Origin of the sequence: Virgibacillus sp. AGTR (assembly GCF_016919725.2) — a bacterium.
GTDB classification, from domain to species: domain Bacteria; phylum Bacillota; class Bacilli; order Bacillales; family Amphibacillaceae; genus Virgibacillus; species Virgibacillus salarius.
On record NZ_JAJERH010000066.1, the window covers coordinates 1 to 24,270 of the forward strand.

At 31.3% G+C, this 24,270-nt stretch carries 21 protein-coding genes and 1 pseudogene; 15 read left to right on the forward strand and 7 right to left on the reverse strand.

Annotation, left to right across the window (positions count from 1 at the left end; translation table 11 throughout):
• The first annotated feature begins 112 nt into the window (after positions 1-112).
• Together JUJ52_RS18155 and JUJ52_RS18160 are read left to right on the forward strand one after the other, a co-directional pair.
• Complete coding sequence (locus tag JUJ52_RS18155; protein WP_228089079.1) at positions 113-628, forward strand: hypothetical protein; 516 nt, start codon at positions 113-115, stop codon at positions 626-628.
• A 47-nt stretch (positions 629-675) separates the two neighbouring features.
• Positions 676-1,407 (forward strand): helix-turn-helix domain-containing protein, encoded by a 732-nt coding sequence (locus JUJ52_RS18160; RefSeq protein ID WP_228089080.1) that lies wholly within the window; start codon positions 676-678, stop codon positions 1,405-1,407.
• Positions 1,408-1,758: 351 nt separating this feature from the next.
• On the opposite strand, the gene JUJ52_RS18165 is transcribed toward JUJ52_RS18160, so the two are convergent.
• The 6 genes and pseudogenes from JUJ52_RS18165 to JUJ52_RS18185 all read right to left on the reverse strand — a co-directional run bounded on the left by JUJ52_RS18165 (position 1,759) and on the right by JUJ52_RS18185 (position 6,454).
• Positions 1,759-3,732, reverse strand: coding sequence for a UvrD-helicase domain-containing protein (locus tag JUJ52_RS18165; RefSeq protein WP_228089081.1), 1,974 nt, complete (start codon positions 3,730-3,732; stop codon positions 1,759-1,761).
• Complete coding sequence (locus tag JUJ52_RS18170; protein WP_228089082.1) at positions 3,732-4,064, reverse strand: hypothetical protein; 333 nt, start codon at positions 4,062-4,064, stop codon at positions 3,732-3,734. Before JUJ52_RS18170 ends, JUJ52_RS18165 begins: the two co-directional genes overlap by 1 nt.
• Positions 3,989-4,504 (reverse strand): ATP-dependent nuclease, encoded by a 516-nt coding sequence (locus JUJ52_RS18175; protein WP_228089083.1) that lies wholly within the window; start codon positions 4,502-4,504, stop codon positions 3,989-3,991. Before JUJ52_RS18175 ends, JUJ52_RS18170 begins: the two co-directional genes overlap by 76 nt.
• 111 nt (positions 4,505-4,615) lie before the next feature.
• Positions 4,616-4,864: pseudogene (locus tag JUJ52_RS23775) on the reverse strand (AAA family ATPase); the annotation flags it as partial.
• Positions 4,849-5,637 carry an AAA family ATPase gene (locus JUJ52_RS18180; protein WP_228089084.1) on the reverse strand — a complete coding sequence of 263 codons (789 nt, stop codon included), beginning with the start codon at positions 5,635-5,637 and terminating at the stop codon, positions 4,849-4,851. The gene JUJ52_RS18180 and the pseudogene JUJ52_RS23775, both read right to left, overlap by 16 nt.
• A 64-nt stretch (positions 5,638-5,701) precedes the next feature.
• The gene (locus JUJ52_RS18185; protein WP_228089085.1) at positions 5,702-6,454 is read right to left on the reverse strand and encodes a helix-turn-helix domain-containing protein; all 753 of its coding nucleotides are present in this window, start codon (positions 6,452-6,454) and stop codon (positions 5,702-5,704) included.
• 163 nt (positions 6,455-6,617) lie between these two features.
• On the opposite strand from JUJ52_RS18185, the gene JUJ52_RS18190 reads away from it, so the two are divergent.
• The 4 genes from JUJ52_RS18190 to JUJ52_RS18205 are packed head-to-tail and all read left to right on the forward strand — an operon-like array spanning position 6,618 to position 12,860.
• Positions 6,618-8,624, forward strand: a complete 2,007-nt coding sequence (locus tag JUJ52_RS18190; protein ID WP_228089086.1) for a type I restriction-modification system subunit M — start codon at positions 6,618-6,620, stop codon at positions 8,622-8,624.
• A 1-nt stretch (position 8,625) separates the two neighbouring features.
• Positions 8,626-9,054, forward strand: coding sequence for a hypothetical protein (locus JUJ52_RS18195; protein WP_228089087.1), 429 nt, complete (start codon positions 8,626-8,628; stop codon positions 9,052-9,054).
• 37 nt (positions 9,055-9,091) lie between these two features.
• On the forward strand, positions 9,092-9,946 hold the full coding sequence (locus JUJ52_RS18200; RefSeq protein WP_228089088.1) for a restriction endonuclease subunit S: 855 nt from the start codon (positions 9,092-9,094) through the stop codon (positions 9,944-9,946).
• Entirely contained in the window at positions 9,906-12,860 is a 2,955-nt protein-coding gene (locus JUJ52_RS18205; protein WP_228089089.1) for a type I restriction endonuclease subunit R, read from the forward strand. The genes JUJ52_RS18200 and JUJ52_RS18205 overlap by 41 nt, the downstream gene beginning before the upstream one ends.
• Positions 12,861-13,081: 221 nt before the next feature.
• Here JUJ52_RS18205 and JUJ52_RS18210 read toward each other — a convergent pair whose 3' ends face one another.
• On the reverse strand, positions 13,082-14,215 hold the full coding sequence (locus JUJ52_RS18210; protein ID WP_228089090.1) for a hypothetical protein: 1,134 nt from the start codon (positions 14,213-14,215) through the stop codon (positions 13,082-13,084).
• Positions 14,216-14,483: 268 nt separating this feature from the next.
• On the opposite strand from JUJ52_RS18210, the gene JUJ52_RS18215 reads away from it, so the two are divergent.
• From JUJ52_RS18215 to JUJ52_RS18255, 9 genes are all read left to right on the forward strand, one after another.
• Positions 14,484-14,747, forward strand: a complete 264-nt coding sequence (locus tag JUJ52_RS18215; protein ID WP_026679688.1) for a hypothetical protein — start codon at positions 14,484-14,486, stop codon at positions 14,745-14,747.
• A gap of 220 nt (positions 14,748-14,967) precedes the next feature.
• Positions 14,968-15,864 (forward strand): McbB family protein, encoded by an 897-nt coding sequence (locus JUJ52_RS18220; RefSeq protein ID WP_228089091.1) that lies wholly within the window; start codon positions 14,968-14,970, stop codon positions 15,862-15,864.
• A complete protein-coding gene (locus JUJ52_RS18225) occupies positions 15,857-16,690 on the forward strand; it encodes a nitroreductase family protein (RefSeq protein ID WP_228089092.1) in 834 nt (277 codons plus the stop codon). Before JUJ52_RS18220 ends, JUJ52_RS18225 begins: the two co-directional genes overlap by 8 nt.
• A 48-nt stretch (positions 16,691-16,738) precedes the next feature.
• Complete coding sequence (locus JUJ52_RS18230; RefSeq protein ID WP_228089093.1) at positions 16,739-17,866, forward strand: YcaO-like family protein; 1,128 nt, start codon at positions 16,739-16,741, stop codon at positions 17,864-17,866.
• Between the two features lie 72 nt (positions 17,867-17,938).
• Entirely contained in the window at positions 17,939-18,817 is an 879-nt protein-coding gene (locus tag JUJ52_RS18235) for an McbB family protein (RefSeq protein ID WP_228089094.1), read from the forward strand.
• The gene (locus JUJ52_RS18240; RefSeq protein WP_026679683.1) at positions 18,810-19,649 is read left to right on the forward strand and encodes a nitroreductase family protein; all 840 of its coding nucleotides are present in this window, start codon (positions 18,810-18,812) and stop codon (positions 19,647-19,649) included. Before JUJ52_RS18235 ends, JUJ52_RS18240 begins: the two co-directional genes overlap by 8 nt.
• Positions 19,639-20,661, forward strand: a complete 1,023-nt coding sequence (locus JUJ52_RS18245) for a YcaO-like family protein (RefSeq protein ID WP_228089095.1) — start codon at positions 19,639-19,641, stop codon at positions 20,659-20,661. Before JUJ52_RS18240 ends, JUJ52_RS18245 begins: the two co-directional genes overlap by 11 nt.
• 53 nt (positions 20,662-20,714) lie before the next feature.
• Positions 20,715-22,442: an ABC transporter ATP-binding protein gene (locus JUJ52_RS18250; RefSeq protein ID WP_228089096.1), complete on the forward strand. Its 1,728-nt coding sequence runs from the start codon at positions 20,715-20,717 to the stop codon at positions 22,440-22,442.
• Positions 22,443-22,735: 293 nt separating this feature from the next.
• On the forward strand, positions 22,736-23,734 hold the full coding sequence (locus JUJ52_RS18255; protein ID WP_228089097.1) for a DUF2268 domain-containing putative Zn-dependent protease: 999 nt from the start codon (positions 22,736-22,738) through the stop codon (positions 23,732-23,734).
• Positions 23,735-24,270 lie beyond the last annotated feature (536 nt).

The following is a 24,270-nucleotide window of genomic DNA, read 5'->3' on the forward strand; positions in this document are numbered from 1 at the left end:
TTGTGTTCTATTTTAATTAATTGACCTTTATTAATACCTGAATGTGCCCATAATAGCGGAGATATTTTAGTATCTACGTTAAACTAATAACAATATATGGGGGTGAGCATATTTGGGGAAAATAATTGATTTTTTTTGGCATAAGGTCGCGATGCTTGCAATGATGTTCTACTATTCAATATTTTTTACAACTATATGTTTGCCTTTAATGTGGTGGCACTATAGAATTCAAACAACAAATTATTATATCCTTTCAGTTTTCACATTATTTCTTGGTGGCTTTGTATTCAACATAATTCTAACAAAGATAAATCCTATAAAAGTAGAGGATATAAGGGAGGGCTTGCCAAAGAGTTTTGTCATCAAGATATTTGTAGGAAAGTTTGTTTTATATTTAGTATCTGGTTATGCCATTGATGTATTAACTGAAAATGTTTTTCTAAGCATATATTTTCTCATGTTTTTAATGTCAGGGGGATATTTATGGTTTTGTATTCTTCAGGGTTATATATTAGCAAGAAACAATAATAAAGATCGTGAAATCAATTGCAGTATTACTTGGCAAGGAAAGGTATTGCTATTTAGTGTCCCGATTTCTTTGTTAATAGGATATTTAATACTACTTTAATTACTTATTCAGCTGACTCTAGAGAGACAATGAAAGGATGAAAGTTCATGAATAATAACATGGAGTTAAAAATAGTAATTGGAGATAAACTCCAACATTTACTAAACATTAATGGTCTTAAAATTGTTCATCTAGTTAAATATTCCAATATTAGTGAGACAACTCTTCAAGATTACTTGGATAATGTAAAAAGCCCGACATTAGAGGATTTAGTTCAGTTAGCCGAACTATTAAATACTTCAATAGATTATATAATGGGAACTTCTGATTTTATTTTGGACACGTGGGACTGTGATTTTTTAGGAGAGTTTATCCAATATTCATCAGTTAAAATTAAAGAACATTTCGAAGATAGACAGAATTTAAAAGTTCCTTATGGAGTTAACCTTGATACAGTGTTATTTGGACTTTTAACTTATTCATCATTATCAAGATCTGGGAGGTCTTTTGAAGATTTGAGCGAGGATGAAATTAATGTTAAAAAAGAAGCCTATACAGAGATAATGTCAATTTTTAATTCTTGTATTACGATAAGTAATCAAGATTGTTTTGATATAAAAGAATTGAGAGCTTTGAATAGAAATATTATTGATTATTTGTTTGGGGATTTTAGTTTTGTTTATGAAAGAGTATTAAAAGGCTTAGATAATAATCCTGAAACATCAGAAGGAGTTAGAATTCAGTTATTGAAGGCTGCTATTAATCAGAATATGGAACGTAGTCAAATGGCTCTTAAATTATTAGAAGGCTTATCAGGTTCTGAAGAAGTAAGGTATTAAATTGTACAACAATCAACTCTATTTAAAAATCGGAAGTAACTTAATGATAAGGGTCAATAGTTTTGAATTAAGGAAAGAACATGAAGGTTGTAAGATACTATTAAGGGTGGAAACTTCTCCAGTAAATAAGTCAATCAGTTTAAATCACAGAATTGCTACAATCAAAAAGATAACTACTGAAAATGTAGTTGTTAGAATGGAAAGCAATAATGTATTTACTATTATAATGGAGAGAGATATTGAATGTCTGCTTATCGAATTAAAAAGGAATAATGATACGTAGCGTAAACTTTTGCTAAAGAGAAGAATAAGCATTGGGTTGAGCTATACCCAATGCTTATTCTTAAGGTTTCAGGATTGCAGTACAATTGTCTGTTCTTCAGGTTTTATTTCTTTCTTCTGTGCTTGTACATCTACAATATCCCAGCCCAAATCTATAAGATCTAATTCATGACCTTCTAATGCTTCTTCTCGTATTGCTATACATAACAAATGAGATGGGCGTGACATACCTACATATGCAAGTTTTAGTATTTGTTCTTGGCGTTTCTTTGGCTTAGTATGATTTCCTTTTAGGTAGTCTATTATCTTACCTTGATCAAATTCGTAAACATAAGCAAAAGTTTCTAAATATAATGTAGCTGTATGTGTTTCTCCTTTGACACCATGAATAGTGTCGATATTAATAAGTATGTTCTCTCCATTTTCTGATACATAAAGGTAATCACTTTGTTTCTGGACTTTGGCTACACTTTCCTGTTCATCGTTTGGAACCTCTAGATTAGGGGTAAAGAAATTAGATAAATCTTCTTTTGAAACTGTTAACTCGAAATGAGATAAAAACTCATTACTTAAGAAATTTTGAAGGTCAGCTTCTATGTTATTGCCAGAAGTTAAATTTAATATCCATTCTGTCATTAACTTTTCAATATCACTAAAGCCTCTTTGTAATTTATTGTCGAGATAATCTATAAGGCTTTTTTCTGTAAAATAACGAGATTCGTTTCTTATATTTAAGTGCCGTAGGAAGTTTATAAAGCATTTAATGAATGTTTCCCTATAGTCTTTAGCAAACGTTGAGTTTGTTTTGTTTAAATGATTAATATAGTCGTTGAAAGTTTTTGCTTTTTCTAAAGGTGACTTTTCTCTTTTTTTGAAGGATGGGCAGTAGCTAGGAATGACTATTTTTTCTTTATCATTATGATGTGTTACTCTTCCTACAGCTTTAAATGTACTGTTACCTTCTTGTACAAGTCCATTGTTAACGATTAATTCTCCAAAGGTAGAAAGAACTCCTTGTATATTTTCTTTATTAAACCTTATAATGGTAGGCTTTAACGTTTGAATCGTATCATTTCCCTTTAAAACTTGAGGACTAACACAAATATTTTTGATTGAATTAGCAATTGATTGTGAAAACCTTAAACTATTGTCTATTGAAAGGGGTTCTCCTTGTACATAGTTATTGACCTCATTAGAAGTGTTCTCCTCATATATTGCTTGATTTCGATCACCATAGAATTGAGTAACAACCTTATCCGAATCAAATATACTCTGAATAACCTGTTGTTGCTTAGATGATGTGTCTTGCATTTCGTCTATAAACAAATATTTAAATCTTGCAGAAATTAACGTTTTAATTTCTGGAAAAGTTTTAATATAATCCTGTGCTAGAGCAAATGCCTCTTGGAATGTTAAAATTCCCCGTTGAAGCACTCTTTTCTTAAGAGTAGATAGAATTCTATATGTAGGAGTGCCCTTTCTATAAACCTGTTCTAGTGGCTTTGTACCCCACATTAAAATTAGGTTATCTTCATGATAATCTAAACGTAATAGAGTATGTACAGGGGAGTAGGCAGCTTTTTTAATAATGTTATCTCTATATCCTTTAAAAATCCTATTGAATTCTTTGTAAAATTCTTCTTTGTAATAGTCATTGTCGATGATATGGATATCCTTTTTGAAAAAGTGTTGATAAGCAGGAATCGCTAAATATTTATTAACAAAGGACTGAATGGTTGAGAAGTTATTTGGATAACTAAATAGTCTAGAATTGCGATTACCTATTTTGTTCTTAAGTTCATCAATAGCAACGTTAGTGTGTGTGAGAACACAGATCCCTTGATTATGATCTAGTGGTAATTTTCTTTCTAATATTAACAGTTTTGCTAACAGAGTTGTTGTTTTACCGCTACCGGGACAAGCAATAATATCTTTAGATGATAAGCATTTAATCACATTTCTTCTTTGAACATCAAAACTTAGACCACTAGGGAGTAATATTTCTTCTGCCCATTTAATTTCTTCATCAGTTATTTCATACACTATTCATTCACCTCACTAATGCCCGCACCATATCTAATAGCGTTAACAAGATACTTTAATAGTGGGTCGGTAAGTATTTGTGTTTTAGTAGAAACTGGATCTTCTTTAAATTTCTCCAGTAAAATATCAGAGAGACATTGTGCAATTATTGCTTTGGAAACTTTTGCATTTTTCTTTGTTATGATATTTTCATAAATTTCATATGCAACTCGTTCAGATGGATAATTTTTGTCTTTCCAGAATTGCTTATATTCTGTTATTTCTTCTTTAACTTTGTCCTTCTTAGTATCAGTAAGCCCAATAGAATCACTATTTTGTATTTTTTTGCCCATAATACCGCTCTAAGAATATCCTCTTGAAAAGTACTCCTTGCAAAGTCATGTTCTAATGTCCAATTTGGAGAAATAAATGCTTTTACATTTTGTTGAGTTAATCTAGCTGTTATCCCTTCTCTTTTTACTTCGATAGTCTCTGGGGTTGGATCAATTAATTGGTCCTGAGTGTTTATTTCAGGTTTAATATCCAAATCTGTTATACATGCCACTGGAATATTAATAGTTCCGTTCTCAGGATTTGCCCTAATAAATATTCTTGAATAACGTAAAAATGCTGTACTTCCTACATTAAGAACAGTGATACCATTCTTAGATAATGGTAAACCAATTATTTGTGCAATTGTAGGAATGAGAATATTTTCAGCATCTCCTTCAACCATAATAACTCCTTGTGCAAAGAATAAGTCTGCTTTGGTAGAATCTAAGAATCTTTCCAAAAATAAATAATCTCCTTTAAGAAGTCCAGTTTCATCAGTGTTTAGAGAGAACACTTTATTATCTTGACATATAAACATAGATTCTAGGGGGATTTTAGAAGCTAATGATGTACTATGTGTAGTAAGGATTAGTTGTATATCACTCTCGTATGACCTCTTCTGTAAAAAGTCAATTAACCTCATTTGTGCTTGTGTATGTAAATGTGCTTCAATCTCTTCAATAAGTGCTAATTTAAGCCCTTCGTAATCTTTTAGCTGAAGAGAGAGTAATTCTGTTGCAATAAATAAAATATTATGTGAACCAAGACCGGGTTTAGCATCTTCAAGATTTAATTGTAGACGTTCTAAAATACTTTTAATTTAATATCAGAGATGTTGAATTGTGACTTTAATATATTTCTGTTACTAGAGAAGTTTTCAAGGTACTCATTTATTTCCTTTAATATTTGTGCCCCAGTATTCTCTTCAGTAGCATGCTCTGGAACAGGTTTATCAGTATCGACTTTATTTTTCTCGATAAAATAGTCCATTATTTTATCATTAGCTTCTTTAATTGCATTTACTAGTTCATGTTCTTCCTCATTTTCGAATGCAGAGTGATTAATAAGTACTTGCGAAAGCCTTGAATTTCTTCTTGAGGTCATCTCATTTTCAGCATCTCTCAATGGCTTAAGGTAAGTAGTTTTTAATAAGTTTTTTGCCTCACCGTTTAAATACTTTCCTGTATCAATTCCTCCAGCTGAAATATCGTAAAATACTCTTTTATCTTTTCTTTTTGCAGAAAATATAACTTTTAAACTGTAGGTTGGAGTATCACCAATTTTATCTACATGGAGCCATTCTAAAAAGTTTTTTGCTTCCTCAACGTTAAAACCACTGAATACACAAATAATGTTAATTTCAGTTGCTCTCTCTTCTTCATCTGCACCTTTTGCCAAATGGAAATCCTCAATATTTAGTCTAAGATAATCATTGTTATGTGTAGAAAGAACAAACTTTATCGCCTCAACGATAGTACTCTTTCCTGAATCATTTTCTCCAACAAGTACATTTAAGTGCTTATTAAAATTTAAGTTAAGTCCGGGATTTCCGTATTTACGAAAGTTTTTTATTGAAAGTTCCGACAGATACATTTAAACAACACTCCCATATATAAGTTCACAACACAATTAAAAAGTAAATTTGATTACTTGAAAACTAGTAATTAGTACTTTCCTCTAACCGCTTAAGTGCTTTCTCATATGCTAAATTTCTTTCTTTTTCTTCCAAATCTAACCTTAGTAAAATCCTTTGCCAATATATATTACCTTCAACTGCATAGGATTTTGCAGTTTCTCTCCATAGGAAAGCCTCTGCTTCTTCTAAAACAACAAGAAAACGACTATGTAATTTTAAATGAGGCATTCCATCTTCTTTAATCAATGAATAGATAGTAGCAGGACTAGTTCTAAAATAGTTTGCTGCTTCTTTAATAGTTAATACGGTTCTTCCATAATATCTCTCTTTATCTTTTTTTGTTTGGCTCAATATTTCTTTAGAAAAATCATCTAGTTCTTCTCTTATAATTTTTCTTATAACCTCATCTATCAAAATAGGGTCCTCCTTTTTGGACTGGAATTCTTCAATATCGGATTGAACAGTTTTCACATCCCAATTATTTTCTGGATCAGTCCAGCCGTTATCTTTAAAAACTTTAATAGTTTGTGCGATATCTTTTTCATCAAATAACAATCTTGATTTCACTCTTAAATGTGGCATTGCTCTTGCATATGTTAGCTGTCTTAGAGTATAGGTTCCGATTTCTGTCATGGATGATACCTCTTTAATAGTTAAATAATTTCTTTGGTCCTTAACTGTTTTATCATTAAGTTTGTTAAGCAGTTGCGAGATTTCAGTTTGAACTATACTCTCAATTAGGTATTCAAAAGAGTTGCTTGGATACTTATCCAACGAATTACCTCCTTCCAAAAAATGTTACTGTTTTAATGATAGAGTATCATACTAAAGCCTCAAATACATAATAGACGTGGAAGGTTCTTCTTTAATAAATTGTTTAGAGAAATTGCTAGTATTATAGTACAATTAAGTTGGAATTAAATTAGGAGGAAAGTCCATGAACAATATTAATATTAATCAAATTATTAGTTATATCTGGGGGATTGCCGATGACTATTTAAGGGATGTACTAGTTAGAGGTAAATATAGAGATGTAATACTACCAATGACAGTCATACGAAGAATCGATGCCCTTCTTGAACCAACTAAAGCAGAGGTTGAAAAGGTGCACCATTTCTTGAATGAAAAGGGTATGGTAAATCAAGATGCAGCGTTACAGAAAGCATCGGGTTATGTTTTCTATAATACTTCAAAGTTTACATTACGTAGATTATTAGATGAACCTAGTCAAATTCGAGAAAATTTTGAAACATATATTGCAGGATTTAGTCCCAACGTTCGTGAAATTGTACAAAAATTTAAATTTCATAATCAACTAGAAACGCTTGAAGAAGCAAATGTATTATTTAAATTGGTAGAAAGATACACCGAACCAGATTTGAAATTAGAAAAATTAACTAGTCTTGATATGGGTTACGTGTTCGAGGAACTAATTAGAAAGTTTAATGAAGAAAACAATGAAGAAGCTGGGGAACACTTTACCCCACGTGATGTTGTAGCTTTGATGACACATTTAATGTTTGAACCAATTGCTGATAAGATTGAGAGTTCTGACTACCTTATATACGATGGTGCTTGTGGAACAGGTGGAATGCTTACTGAATCTCAAAATTTCCTAAAAGAGTTAGCTGCAAATAAGGGGAAAAAGATAAACCTAGGATTATATGGCCAAGAGGTTCAACCAGAAACATATGCAATTTGTAAGTCTGACATGATGATTAAAGGAAATAGCCCGGAAAATATTAAATATGGATCAACATTATCTAGTGACCATTTTGCAGATATGAAATTTGATTTTATGATAATGAACCCTCCTTACGGAAAGAGTTGGAAGGTTGATAAAGATGCATTAACCGATCCCGTGACAAGAAACATTGAAGATAATCGTTTCCAAATGGGTACACCTAGTTCTAGAGATGGCCAATTACTATTTATGGTAAATATGCTTTCAAAAATGAAGGAAAGTACTTCATTAGGAAGCAGAATTGCAACTATTCATAATGGTTCAGCCCTATTTACAGGTGGTGCAGGGTCAGGTGAAAGTAATATCCGAAAATGGATTATCGAGAATGATTATTTAGAAGCAATTATTGCTTTGCCAGAAAATATGTTTTATAACACAGGGATTGTAACATATATTTGGATTTTGTCTAATCGTAAGCCTTCAATGAGACAGGGTAAAGTTCAATTAATTGATGCATCAAAATGGTATGAAAAGATGAGAAAAAACCTTGGACAAAAGAGTAATGAATTAAAGGAGGAACATATTCAAAATATCCTTGATTCGTATGTTAAATTTGAAGAAACAGAGGAATCAAGAATTTTTGACAAAGAAGAATTTGGTTACTATAAAATTACAGTGGAAAGACCTTTACGTTTGTCAATGCAAATTAATGATGAACAAATAAAAAATATGAAAAAAGCGTTTATGGAAAATCAGAAAAAGTACAAAAAATTTGTTTCACACATAGATCAGCTTGTAAGTTTGTTAAGAGAGACCTTTGGTTTAGAAAAACATATGAATTATAACTCTGTAATAAAAGATTTAGATAGTGCCTTAGAAGAAACCAATATAAAACTTAATAAAACGGAGAAAAAACTTTTGTTAGATTTCTTTACAAAGAGGGACAGTTCTGCTGAAAAAATAATTAAGAAAAAAGCGAAATCTACAGTAGAATATGAGCCAGATGTTGATCTTCGTGATACTGAAAAAGTTCCGCTTAATGACGATATAAATGAGTTTTTTGATAGAGAAGTTTTACCTTATGTAGATGATGCATGGATTGATTATGATAAAACGATTATCGGGTATGATATTTTGTTTACAAAGTATTTTTATAAGTATGATGAATTACGTGAAATTAAGGATATATCAAGTGAACTCATAGAACTTGATAAAAAGTCAGAGGGATTGCTTCATCAATTGTTGGAAGAGGTGAAGTAACATGGAGAAGTATGGAAGATACAAGGAAGCAGATTTAAATTGGATAAATAGAGTACCGGAACATTGGGATGTAGTACCAAATGTTGCCCTATTTGAAGAAAGAAGTGAAAAAGGATTCGAATATTTGCCTTTACTTGCAGTAACTATTAAAAGAGGAGTAATAACTCAAAAAGAATTATTAGAAGAAAGCGTTAAAAGAGATTCATCTAATGAGGATAAAACCAGTTACAAACATGTTTGTAAAGGTGACTTGGCTTATAATAAAATGCGTATGTGGCAAGGAGCTATCGGGGTTAGTTCTTATGAGGGAATTGTAAGTCCAGCTTATATTATTTTAAAACCAAAGATAAATATACACCCCAAATACTTATTTATTCAGAACATCAGTTTATGCAAAAGTATCATATCAAAACTCTTATGGTATCCATGATGATCAACTGAACCTGAGATTTGAGGATTTCAAACGAATGAAGTCATTATTGCCACCATTAGTGGAGCAACAAAAAATTGTTCAATATTTGGATGAAAAACAAAGTGAAGTAGAAAAATTAATAAAAATAAAAAATGAGAAGGTTGATAAACTAATAGAATTAAAAGCAACAATTATAGAAAAGTACATTTTTGGTTTAGAGAATAAAGGGAATACTAAGTCTGGACCAATAACTGGTATTAAATCAATACCATCTCATTGGGAAGTAAAAAGGGGTAAATATTATTTTAAGGAAATAGATAAAAGATCTGTAACAGGAAAAGAAGAATTACTTTCGGTATCACATATTAATGGAGTTGTTCCACGTTCAGAGAAAAAAATAAATATGTTTATGGCGGAATCATATGTTGGATCAAAGCTATGTGTTCCACATGACATTGTAAGTAATATCATGTGGGCATGGGCTGGTGGAATCGGTGTATCAAGTCATAGTGGAATAGTAAGCCCTTCTTATGCTGTATATAGAATGAAAGAAGATTGTTTATTTTATAGAGAGTATTTGGATATGCTTTTAAGGTCTAGAGCATATATAGCAGAATATAATGTCAGATCAACTGGGATTCACAAATCTAGACTGAGACTGTATTCCAATGAGTTTTTTGATATCCCATTTATAAGACCTCCGTATAAAGAACAAGTTGAGATTGTTAATTTTATAAGCGAAAAGTTAGCGCATATTAATATATTAATTGATTCTGTTAATAATGAGATTGCAAAAGTTAAAGAATACTTTGATGCCTTAGTTTTAAATATGGTAACTGGAAGACATAAAGTGAGTGAAGAGAAAGGATATGGGCAAAATGGTAACAGATATGTCGGAACGAGGGATTGAAGAGATTATAGAGCTTCATCTTAATGAAAATGGATATGTTACTCGTACGTATATTAACTATGATCCCCACTACTGTATTGATAAGGAACTCCTTATGCAGTTCCTTATAACAACTCAAAGTGAAGCAATTAAGGTACTTAAAAATCGGCACGGAGTTTATTTTGAACAACGATTTTTTAAGCGAATAAGCGATCAAATAAGGAAAAAAGGGATTGTAAAAGTCCTACGTGATGGTTTTCGTGATGGAGACGTAAAAATTAAACTTTATTATAAGAGACCATCATCGGAAACCTTAAACGCACAATCTTTTCAGAACTTTCAGCAAAACATTTTTTCAGTAATGCGTCAGGTACATTACTCTGAATCGACACCTAATAAATCGCTTGATATGGTTCTTTTTATAAATGGTTTACCAGTCATAACAATGGAGTTAAAGAACACTTTAACCCGTCAAACCTTTGTGGATGCAATTCGTCAGTATAGAAATGATCGGGACCCCAAAGAAGAACTTTTTAAATTAGGACGTTGCCTTGTTCACTTTGCTTTAGATGATCAAGAAGTTTATATGACAACTGAATTAAAGGGTGATAGTACAACCTTTCTACCATTTAATAAAGGCTATAATTTCGGTAAAGGGAACCCACCTAATCCAAATGGATTAAAGACTGATTATCTTTGGAAAGAGGTATTGGAAAAGAATAGTTTAGCAAACATCATTGAATGGTTCTCTCAATTAGTGGAAGAGGAAGATGAAGATACTAAGAAAATAACTAAAAAGCAGATTTTCCCACGCTATCATCAGTTAGAGGTCGTACGCAAATTACTATATAAAGTTAAAGAAGATGGACCGGGGCATAGGTATTTAATACAACACAGTGCAGGTTCAGGTAAGAGTAACTCATTAACATGGCTTGCACATCAATTATCTGAGTTTAAAAATGCTAATGGAGAGAACAATATATTCGATAGTGTGATTGTTGTAACGGATCGAAAAATCCTTGATAAACAGATTCGTGACAACATCAAGCAGTTTTCACATGTTGATGGGGTAATGGCAGCAGCAACAAAAAGTAGTGAATTAAAAGCATTCCTCGAGTCAGGCAAAAAAATTATTGTTACAACTATTCAAAAGTTTCCTTATGTTGTGAAGGATATAGGAGAATTAAAGAATTATAACTTTGCAATAATAATTGATGAAGCACATTCTTCTCAAGGGGGTAATACTTCGGGAAAAATGAATGCAGCTCTTTCAAAAGAGGATATTGAAATTGAAGAAGAAATTACTCTAGAAGACAAAATCAACGAATTTGTAGAAAGTCAGAGAATGCCTCTTAATGTGAGTTATTTTGCGTTTACAGCAACTCCTAAAAATAAGACCTTAGAAATTTTCGGTGACCAACAATCAGATGGTACTTATACCGCTTTTCATAATTACAGTATGAAACAAGCAATTGAAGAAGAATTCATCCTTGATGTTTTAAAAAATTACACCACATATGAAAGTTTTTATAAACTCTATAAAAAAATAGAAGACGATCCAAAATTTGATAGTAGTCGTGCTAGAGGCAAGATGAGATCATTTGTTGAAACAAATGAATTAACAATTGCTAAAAAAGCAAATATTATGTTAGATCATTTCTTGGATCAAGTTTATCGCCCAAGAAAAGTAAATGGTAAAGCGAAAGCGATGATTGTTACACGTTCAGTTATTAGCGCTATTAGATATAAAGAAGCATTTGATCGAATACTGAAAGAAAGAAATTTAGATATTGAAGCACTTGTTGCCTTCGAGGGAAGTCGAACCATTGACGATAAATCATACGATGAATCTTCAATGAATGGCTTTCCGGGAGATAATATACGTAAGGAATTTAAAAAAGATAAATATAGATTTCTAATTGTTGCAGAAAAATTTCAAACTGGATTTGATCAGCCCCTTCTTCACACTATGTATGTTGATAAAATACTAAATAGCGTTAGGGCAGTGCAGACGCTTTCTAGGTTAAATCGTGCGTATAAACCATATAAAAATGAGACATTTGTTTTAGACTTTGCTAATACAGCTCTAGAGATAAAAGAGGCATTTGATCCTTTTTATAAGACTACAGTATTAAGTGAAGGTACCGATCCTAATAGATTAAATGATTTGTATGATGATTTAGTAGAGATGCAGGTGTTCTCTGAAGAAGAAATAATGCAAGTAATTGATAAGTATTTAGAGGGAGCTAGTAGAGAGGTTATAGATCCAATGCTAGAAGCAATGGTTGAACGTTTTAAGCAACTACCTTATGATGATCAAGTTGAATTTAAAACAAAAGCAAGAGCATTTCACCGTGCTTATTCTTTCTTATCGCAAATCCTTCCGTACAATCAGCAGGACTGGACTGCATTAGCAACGACTGTAAAATATTTGTTGCCTAAACTACCTAAACTGTCTGATGATGATCTATCAGAAGGGATACTGGAAGCTATAGATATAGATAGTTATCGGGTAGATCAAAAAGAGATGCAGAACATTACCTTGGAAGGAAATACTGAATTAGATCCCGCTTCAACGGGTGGGTCAAGTGTCATAAAAGACCCACAATTAGAGTATTTAAGCGAAATTGTACGGGACTTCAATGAAAAGTTTGGTAAAGACCTGACTGAAAATGATTCGATTCGTAAATTTATGATGGAAGAGCTTCCTCAAAAAGTAGTTGAAAAAGAAGAATACCAGAACACGAAGAATCACTCGGATCGGCAAAATGCCAAAATTGCTTTCAAGCGAATTATACAGGAAGTTTTTCAAGATTATATGTTTGATCAGTTTGATATGTATCAGAAATTTACAGAGAATGAAGAATTCCGTGAATGGTACACAGATAAAATGTTTGAAATGGATTATAGATTTGAAGGGGATAATCCATCCTAATAAAAAGTGCCCTAAGCTGATGCAAAGGGCACTTTTTATTGGTTTTAAATGGTAAGGTGATATTAAAAAGGTAAATCACTGTAAAGTATATGCTCAATATTCTTTGGGTCATTTATACTTTTTATTAAATGATCTAAGTCAATATCCATCTTTGAAGATTTTTCAATTGCTTTGATTAGATGTGTACAATCCGTTACAAGTTTATCCTTATGAATTTTATTTTAGTTTATAAATTCTCTTATAATGTGGTGTATTAGTAAATTGTATGATTCAAAAAACGTATATGTATTAACACCTTTTTTAATTCTATAGCATTCCTTCAGGTAGTTCCATTCCACTACGCATTCAGTTTGATCAGTTCCTGTATTCACTACAAATTTAAATCTATTATCATATCTACAAGTATGTTTTCTGATAGAGAATGGTTCTGGTAATTTGTTTTCGATAGTATCCATAACTATTTGGTAAACTTCTTGAACAGTTATGTTATTGAAAAACTCATAGTACCCAAAATGGGTAAACAGATAATCAGTATCAATATACTTTTCTAGTAATTTTTTATCACTTATCCCTATGTCCATATCAAAATAACCGATTATATCTGCAATCTTTACTGCACGATTTACTAAATAAGAACCTTTCTTTGAATTAAAACGATTTTTTCTATTTTCTAGGTTTAGCAACTCAACCTCAGAGTAAGAAGTAAATAATTCTCCATCAGTGTTCGAAGTAGTCTTGTAATAGTGACTTTGAAATTCCCTTACTTTTTTACAAAATTGGGTGTACATTTGATAATCTGGTATACAATCGGATTCTTCTAATAAAAACATTATTAGATCATAAAAGTTCGTATAACCGTACTTTGAATTATCAAAAACTATATACATACCTTTACCATTCTCACTCCATGAAACGGTATAATTGAATACATTCCTGTCACTATTTACGTAAAAACTATAGGAATAACATAAACTATCGTGTGTTTTGTTAAGTAAAATAGTAGAAATATTACTATTTTCTTCTTTCCTTATATAATCCTCGAAACTAATACCACTGTCATAATAAAAATTTATGTAAGTATTATAAAAATCTAGCAATCTAAGAATATTTAAGATAACATTCTCTACATTTCCTTCATCGATATTTCCAATATGTTCTGAAGTAAGAATAAAATGGGGAGAATGAAAATCCTTAGGGGAATTGTACTCATTGCTTTTATAATACCAATCACCATTTATCCCAAAGAATATTTCACCGCTCTGCATTTGTATAAGGTTATTTCTTAATTCCGCAACCTTCTCCAAGGTCGCTATCCATTCGTTATTTCTCATTAGTATTTCTTCTTGATTTGTCATAATCATCTACCTCACGGCAGATGGTATTGAAACTTGTTTTAATAGACACACAGATTAATTTATAAAAAAACTTTAAAACCTACATTTTTAAGTTTTTCAAAAGTAATCACAAATATATATTAATTGTTCAAATAATTCTGGGTAATAGTTGACAATTATTGGTAACAAGTGTAAATTATTATTGAAATCTTTTAATAATTGTAAATAGAAGGAGGATAGTGGAATTTTTTAAAGAAATTTCTAAAAAAATTAAATAGGAGTGTTGATAGTGAGTAAATATAATTCTGCTATTAAAGAACCCGAGAAAAAAGATTTTGATTTTGGTTTTGGTTTCGGAACGGAGGATGCTAATAATATGACTGCTCCTAATGCTAATGAACCGGGGCCAAACTGTGGAACTAGTAATTGTGCTACTACCAGGTGTGCTTGCAAACCACCGATAGCCCCTCGGCCACCTGTTGGATGTGTAGGACCTGGATCAGCTGGAGTGGGACAAGTATATACGTTACGGAACAGCCTTTTTAATGCATAATAAAGTAAAAAAATTTAAATACATCAGTATTTTGTAGCTATACAAAGTGGAGTAGTTTAAGAAGTTGTAAATACAACGGTTTATAATTTGCTCCAATCGAAGAGGCAGAGAATATGTGCCTCCTCGGTTGGATTTTAGGAATTCTTAGCATATTTCCTATCGTATTAATAGATTTAGGTGTTGAAAGATCAGTATAAATCATTATATTGGAGTGGTAGAATTGACGGATTCTTTAAAAGTTAGAAAATTTATTTATTATGAAATATCATCCTCAGGTGATGTAATTGTTCAAAATGACTCTGGGATTGTTAAAATTACTGACAAAGGAGTAATTAAATTAATTTCGGAGCTTGAAAAGAATAGCAATAGATACATTAATGCTGATTACATACAAAAGCTATTTCCTGAGACCTCAGATGATGTAATAAGGTTTCTTATTAAATATGGTATTTTTGAAAAACCATCATTTTATAACTTTAACATTGAAAAATTACACTTTCTAAGCAATGATCCAAAGATCGGAGAATTAACCGACTATGTATTAAAAGAGCACACAAGGAATTATGAATATACTTTTTCTAAGGATATATCGATTACACTTGATAAAAAAATTTCCCTTTTAAATCAAAAATGCCCTAAGAAAACATTTTGGTTGATTTTTTTAAACCCTTATTCTAAAAAAGAGGCCAAAAAAATAAGAGATACGTTTTTAAATGATGAAAATAGTTACCTGGTGATTTCCTATATTTACAATAACTCATTTTATATTGATTCAATATATTCTTCTGAATGGAAATCTCCGTGTCATTTATGTCAGATCGGATGGACGGAATCAGAATTAAGGGATAATGTAGCAGAATCTATAAACTATCAAAAAATAATAGATATTTTATATGGAGAGATCGAAGAACTAAAAATTGGATTCCCTTTAAGTGCCAGTCAAACTGTGAATATTACTTCTCAATTAAGTAATCATGTACTTCAACATATAGGCTCAGAGAGAAACTCTATGATTAATCCAATTCAACTAGGGGAGGGATTTGTTATGGATCTGAAAACTTTTAAGTCACAAACAGATACTACTATTCATTGGGAGTTGTGCGATTGCTATGAATAAAGGAAGTTTGAATGATACATCAAATAAGTATAAGTATACTAATTGGGACTTTTTGCAAGGGAGAGCAGAGGATAAAAGTGTGTTACAATCTGTTTTAAAATTTCATTATAAAACATTAAATCGTGAAATTGATGATATTTATAATTTTGAAGAAAATATAGATACAAAATCGTGGATAAGTACAGTTGAATTTAGAGATGTTTTGCCCAACTCATATGAAGAAATAATTGATTTAGAAGTTCCCCAGCACAAACAATTACATTCTTATTATGATTTTAATAGCGAGACCCCTGTTGGGATGGAGACTTTAGGACAAATATTATATGATGCTTTTGGTAGAGAGGCTCCTCATTCTTCAAAAAGGTATCCATCAGCTGGAGCTCTTTATCCTGTCATACCACTACTTATAGTATTACATTCCGATAAAAAAAATAATAGTTTAAACCCAGGCTGTTATGTTTTTGATAGTACTAATCCACGTCTCTATAAAATTACTCAATGGACACCTAAAGATATTGTAAAAGTCAATAAATTAATTGGTAGCAATAGTAATAAAATGTATGCACCGCACTGTATAGCCTACGCTATTGATATTCGACGAGCAATAACTAAATATCAAGCGAAGGGTTATAGACATGCCCTTATAGAGGTGGGTTTAATGGTACAAAGTTTTCGTGAGTCTCTACAGCAGCAAAATAACTTAGGTGAACGATGTTGGTCTGCATTTTCAGATATGCCGTTAACACATATTTGTGGTTTAAACGTTCGGTTGTGTCCAATTGTTTTAATCCAATGGTTTGGGTTTTCAAATTTAAAAAGTAATTAATAAAAAGACTTTATGTTTCTAATAAACTAATCTTAAGGAGGAATAGAATTGATAGTAAAAACTCCAATTATTGGCACTCCTTTTCCAATAAGTGATGTTAGGGTAGATGAACCTTCTTTTAATAGAGATATAGTAAAAGCTTATGTAAATAAGGGAAACTCCATGGAGGGCGGTCACGGAACGGGTATTAGTGTCAAGGAGTCATTATACACAGCACTGGGAGAATATCTTGAGCGTTTAACTCAAAGCAAACCTTCACATAAGCTGAAAGAACCCTATCTAAGTGGATATAATCTTACCAAAGGTGCAACGGAAAAAATTCCATTGGAAGATATACTTCTTTTTGATTTTAGTATTCTTAAACCAGATATTAATTATAACTATGTTGACTCTACTGGCACTGCCTTTCATACAAATTCCGTAGACCTTATTGAGGGGAGTTTTTTTGAATTTATTGAGCGACAAAGCTTGGTTTTTAATTGGCTTACAAAAACGCCTGGCACACAAATAATATTAGATCAGTTTTTCTCTTTTGATAGAATTAAAAAAATCAGTGATAGTCTGACAGGTTACTTGGATAACTTATATTTATTTGATATTTCCATTCATCCTACCTGTCATGTGGTTATATCAATTGGGAGCAGTGATTATTGTAAAGCGGTAGGAATGGGTGTGGGTTGGGACTTAGAAAAAGCCATTTTTAGTTCCTTGAGGGAATGCTGGCAGTCAGTTTCACATAAAATACCTTCCCATCAATCACATATAAGACCGGCTATCCTTAAACAATTAGAAAGCGTTGATCCGCCAGAAATAGAACATATTTATTTGAAGAATTTCGAAGAAATTTCTTCAAAGCAATTGCTTGAAAAGTATAACTACTTATTTGGAGATGAAGTGATTACTGAAATTGAGGTCAAAAAAAATAGACCTTCACATCAAGAGAATTTAACAGTATTGAAAAATATCTCCGAGGATCTTTCAATAGAATTATTAATTTGTTACATACCATCAATATTAGATGACCTACCTGGATCGGTAATAAAAATTATAGGAAAAGGAGCATTTCCCCACATAAAGGCTGATGAATTGAACCCACATCTTTACACAATAAATGGTATTAACAAACTAAATGATAATGAAATACCAAACAGAGGAGTGATGGTACCTTTTGCCTGACCAGTTTAGTTTTTGTATTGTTAAATATAATTTTTTTTAATAAAAGTAATTATGTAGGATGTGAATTAACAATTGGTTAACAATGATGTCTGTTATGTTATTAACCCATTTATTTTACATAGCCTCTCTGACAAAAATTTAGTAGTGCAACACCGTTATGGAGTAGTTGTTATAACTGATGATGAAATGAAAAAAGTTATTTTGAACTTTGAACAAAAATCTGGAGAAAAGATATCGGTAGTTGAAATGAAAAAACTTTTTAACAGTAACAGTAAAAAGGCTATTAGTTTTTTGTTTGAAAACAGAATTATTAATAAAGTAACACTTCCAAATTTTAATATTGAAGGAATCCATTACTTTTCAAACTCGAGAACTGTTGAAGAGTTAATATCACGTTCATTTAAACACAATAATAACTTCAGTAGTTATTTTAATGATATAAACTCATATTATGAGGTTATTGAAAAGAATAAGAATGAATTATTTGCTGTTTTCTTAAATCCTTATGATAAACAACTTGCTTACAAATTCAGAAATTATTTTTCGGAAAACGAAAATACATTATCCATAATGAGTTATATATACCATGGCCGTCTTTATATTGAATCAATTTATTCCCATAAATGGAAGACTCCATGTCATATTTGTCAAATTAATCATATTGAATCCGAGCTTAGACTTGGTGCAGCGCAGGGAGTTACATATCAACAAATAATAGATCATCTATATACAAAAGACAGTAGTTTTCGTGCAGAAACTCCTTTAGAATTTGGAGATGAAATAAATGTTGCTGCACAAATCACCAACCGTTTAAATTTATTGGCAGCACTCGATAATGGAGGATATATTGAAATTGAAGAGTTTACAAAGGGGTTGGTGATGGATATTAAGACAAAAAAGGTGCAATTAGGTACTACGCATCATTGGGAGTTGTGTGATTGTTATGAGTAAAGATCATGAATATTTTAACATGGCAAAAAGTTATTTTATAGATCATCATTTAGGTGATAACGCTCTTTCTCAAGATACACTTGAAGAAGTGATTAAATTCCATCAATCTAGCTCTTGGATTCCCCTTAAAGAAGTACATAATATCAATCATACTACTGAAAAAAGTCAATGGGTTGAATGTGTCTTAGATGCAGATATAATTCCCAAATTTAACCAAGAGGTTTACAAACTTAACTCCGACGAAAAGCAACAGAAAATAGGAAGCTCTGAAATTGATTTTGATAAAGGGTATGAAATGAGTCTAGAAACATTAGGAAGAATACTAATTAATTCATTTAGTAGAAAAAAAGCAAAAAGGTATGAATCAACAGATGATATTTATATTTCAATTCCAATCCTTCTCGTTTTCAATAATAATGCTGTTAAAGGACTTCAAGCAGGAACTTATGTTTTCAATGAAACTGACGCATGTTTATTACGAATAAAAGAATGGGGTTGCGAAAATATCGAAGCAATAGCTCATACATTTTCTCAAACAAGAGAATTGCCGTCATATACTGCTATCGCATATGCACTTGATATGCGTAAAGCTACAATTTTACATGGAATAAGAGGATATCGACATGGCTTATTTGAGATAGGAGCTATGAAACAGAGTTTAAGAGAGGCAATTTGGAGTTTAGATAAAGAAGAATTGTTAGTAGAACATTGTTGGACAGACTTTGCTGATAATATGGTAACCCATGTATGTGGAACAAATATTAGATTGGCACCAATAACATTAATTCAGTGGTTTGGTAAAAAACAAAAAGGAGAGGCAAATGTTTCATAAATTAGGGCTACAAAAGACAGTAGATTTTCCAATTGATTTATTTTTAAATGAAACACCAAAGTTATCAATTGTTACCCAAGCAAGTGTTGTAATAAATAATTTAGTTGGACCTGAGACGGGCTCGTCGGTAAACTACAACAAAATGAAATCATTAAGAAAGGCAGTCGCAGAAGCAGTGGAACGCCGGTGTTCTATGTTGGGTGGGAAGGTTAGTAATAATATGGATGGTTATGTAGAGACGTGGGATTTAATAAAAAATGATAAAAGTTTTATAGAGCAAAAATATACTCGCCTTCTTAATGGTATGGTAGATACGACAGCAAGTGCTATACATCCAAATTCTTCAATAGCTATTAGTAATGCTCTTAAAGAACTGTTTGAAAAAAATTCGTTATTTTTGTTTTGGTATGGATTAGTTGGCCATAAAATAAAATACGTTCACTATAAAAATAACAACTATTTCAATTTTTTTGAAAAATCCGGTTTCAACGTATCAGTATTTATTAATACCTATTTCAATCCATTAATAACTATAATTGTAATTACTTATAAAGAAAATGATCAATTTATCTGTGGTCTTGGCACGAATACAATACTTGAAACAGCGATCAAACATGCGTTTGAAGAAGCTTTTTTAATTGGTTATATGCGTTATTATGCGTTAATGTTAGGCTTTTCATTTGAAGAAAATATATGGACAGATAGGGATAACATTAGCCATATTCAAAAGCTTGATAAGCTTGATTATGTTAACTTTACTTCAAATAACGATTGTGAGTTAACAGTTAAAAACATTCTTTCCAACAAACCAAAATTTATAACAGAATTACATGTTATTTATATTGAACAATTTTTACTACCCAGTTGGAAATGTGCGAGGGTCTACTCGAAAGATTTACTAAATTGTCTTCCTTTAAAAGATAATATTGATTTATCTAGTTCCATTAATCAAAATACAGTCTTAATAGATGATGTTACTTTAAAAGATACTCCTGAGTGTCCTATGAGCTAGTAATTACACAAACTAAAATCTAACGAATTACGTATCATAGGAGATGGTTAAGTTTGAAAAAAAGAAAAAAAGTTAACTCATTACATAATATCTATTTCTTAATTAAAATATTTAATTCACCAAAGTTTCGTATATTTTGTATCCTGTTATTATTTTTGACGATCGTTCACGCACTAATGCCACTGATAAACTTGGAACTTGTTAAACGACTGCTAAATGCTATTCAAGTGGGAGATAATCTAGAGACGATAATCATTGTATTTAGTATTATGGTTGTGATGCAAATCACTCAGAAAGTGTTCGTTTATCTTAATAACTTCGCAACAGAATTGTTTCAACTCAAATTGAACAATCATGTAAGTGAGCTTATAATGACAAGCATCTCAACGATGAAATATGAGAAATTGTTTTCTCCACTTACAATTGATAAACTATATTTCCTTCGTACAACATCAACTGCGAAAATAGGATCAATTTTCAGTTCGTTTTTATCAATTTTTTCTTCATTTGTAACCTTTTGCTCAATGTTTATTTATTTATTTAATTGGATACCTTACCATACCATATTAGTAGGGATTTCCAGTATCCCAATTGGTGTTGTACAACTATATTTTAATAAAAAATCATTTTTTCTTTCACAAAATATTAATAAACACCAACGAGAACAATTTTACTTGTTACATGTAGCCACTACACCAGAATACCTAAAAGAGATAGCACAATATTCATCCATGAGTTACTTAGTTGAATCACATTCAAATTTATTTAAAAATATTTTTCAACCAACGAAAAACCTCTCAAAAAAACAAATGATAGCAAATATATTGACTTCATTACTTGGTGTTTTTGCAATTTCATATACTCAATTTAAAACCGTTATTCTCGCTGTTCAGGGAAAAATATTAATTGGAACACTTATGTCAATTCTACAAGCGTTAGGGAATGTTTTTAAAGGAATGCAAAGTTTAATCCTATCTTTTGGAGGTTTTCATAGTGATTGGCTATACGTAAATAATTTAAGAGAATTTATATTGTCACATGAATTTGATGAGTTAGAAGCGCCACCACAACATATAGATATGCCTATCAGTCTCTCAGCTAAAGACTTAACGTATAGTGTGAACGGAATTACTATTTTTAAAAATCTTAATTTTCATTTTACTGCAGGTTCTGTTATTGGTATTATAGGTGAAAACGGTATTGGGAAAACTACATTATTGGAAATTATACAAGGAATTAAAAAGGAAATGTCAGGGGAGTTGCGGTTCAATAATGTATTATCCACTGCCATTTCAGATGTTCAAAGAAATAATTTGTCTCAAACATTACATCAAAACCCATCAAGATATGAATTTTCCTTAGGCGAAAATGTGGGATTGTCTGCAATAGATAAATATAAGAAAAGTGATAATATTTTGCGGTACATACAGCAGATTGATCAAGAGTCATTTGTATTTAATATGAACCTCCAAGAAAATTCTCGCTTAGGTGAATGGTATGATGAAAGTCAACAATTGTCAGGAGGACAATGGCAACGCATTGCCCTTTATCGATTGTTTTTTAAAAGATCACCTATATACTTAATTGATGAACCCACAAATAATCTAGATGAAAATTCATTGTATTTATTAGAAGAAATGATTAAATCCGTTTCCAAGACTTCACTAGTAATAATGGTTTCTCATGACACAAGCTTTTTGTCTGAAATCTGCACAGACATTTACTCCATGACGAAAAATGGACTTATACTCCAAGAGCAATTAGAACCACAAAAGGTATAAATATTACAGGTTATTATATAGAAAAATATTAATTTACTCAAAAAAACTACTATGAGGATTGGAATTGATGAGAGTAATACGTTAAATGAGGCATAGCTTATTATAAGACTGAATTAATCATATAAACGTTAACATTTTTGCGTTTTGAATATTCTCTATTACTAAGCTCCTATTAGAGATTATAATTGCTTATTTTAAGCCATTATTAAATTTAAATTTATTAAACAATCTAATTGCTTGTGCATTGTATTCGTTAAACAACGAAAATTTATAGATATTTTGGGAGGTTAAGAATGAGAAGAAAAGTCTTATCACTTTTTGCTATAGTATTAATAGTGCTTACTGGTTGTAGTCATGATTCGGACAAGACGGGAGCATCGCGTGAAAGTAATGATTACTCAATAAAGGAGGAACTTTCAACAAAAAAAGATGTCCCAAGTTCCTTTTCATTTACATATAATGATCAAAAATTTGAAATTGTATATTTTTATGAAAGCTTTATAGAGTATATTAAAGAGGCAGAAATGCAACCCGGAAATTTAGACGGTTTATATATAGAAACAATTATTAATCCAATAGCAGAAGAGAGGGGGGTTCGGCTTTCAAAAGGCTGGGGGTTCGGGACACCTACACAACTAGAAATTTTAGAAAAATATCTACAATCATTAATAGATAATCATGATACTATCCAGAAATTAATCATAGATTCTTTAAAAAAGTCAGCTGATAAGCTCCAGCCAGGATCAGATAAAACTATATTTGTACTTCCTGCAAACCCAGTAGACAAGGATGTTATGGAAAGTGTGGTAGGTGTGTCAGCTGTTACATGGAACGAAAACTTTATCTCTCTTCAAATAGCTCCACCATTTTTTGAAGAGAGTAGTCTAAAACGGGCAGTTGCACATGAGTATCATCATACCGTCTTTTTTGAGAATAATGAAATGGGTAATACCTTATTAGAATCTGTCCTGATTGAAGGGAAGGCAGACACGTTTGCAAAGATAATATATCCAGATATTCAGATGCCATGGAGTAATTTTTCTTCAGCAGAAAATGAAAGACAAACATGGAAAGTGCTTAAGGAAAATACAAGTTCCTTATCGCCAGCTATTCAAGATGACTTTTTCCTTGGAGATCCAAGTAAAGGGATACCTGAATGGGCAAATTATAAAATAGGGAATAAAATAATGGAAAGTTTTATCGAAGAATATCCAAGTATATCTATCTCTGAATGGACAGATATGCCAGCAGATGAAATACTTACGAAAAGTAATTATGAAGAAAAACATTAATAATATGCCGTTGAAAGGTGCTACTTTTTAGAGATACTTAACTATAGTAACTTTTTCCTTTTGTTGAAAGCTTTTATAAAAAGTTATTTGAAATTAAATGAATTCTAAAAGTGAAACATAGGACTCAAATTAATAACAAGACTCATTGATTAACGATTGAACGTGATAGGCAAAAAATAACTAGTTAACAAAGGTTGGATTATATGTTAAAGAATTTCATTAGTGGCGTAATTACAGTTTTGTTTTTGGTGATTGTAAACCTTATCTTAAACGATTTGACTGACACTCAATTCATAGATGTTATGTTATTGGTCGGTATAGTAATTTCTCTCATTATAATGTTTTTTTCATCTTCTGGTGGATTTACTACGAAGTATACGGACCTAGTTATGGGAAATCACGCAAATGATGAAAATGACAACATTTTTAAGTTTTCGCCTAATGTGCCTTTTATCGTATCTGTAGCCTATGCATTTATTGGATTGCTTGCTATCTTATTCGTTTACATAGATTATTTTTTTTAAAGGGGGTACCGT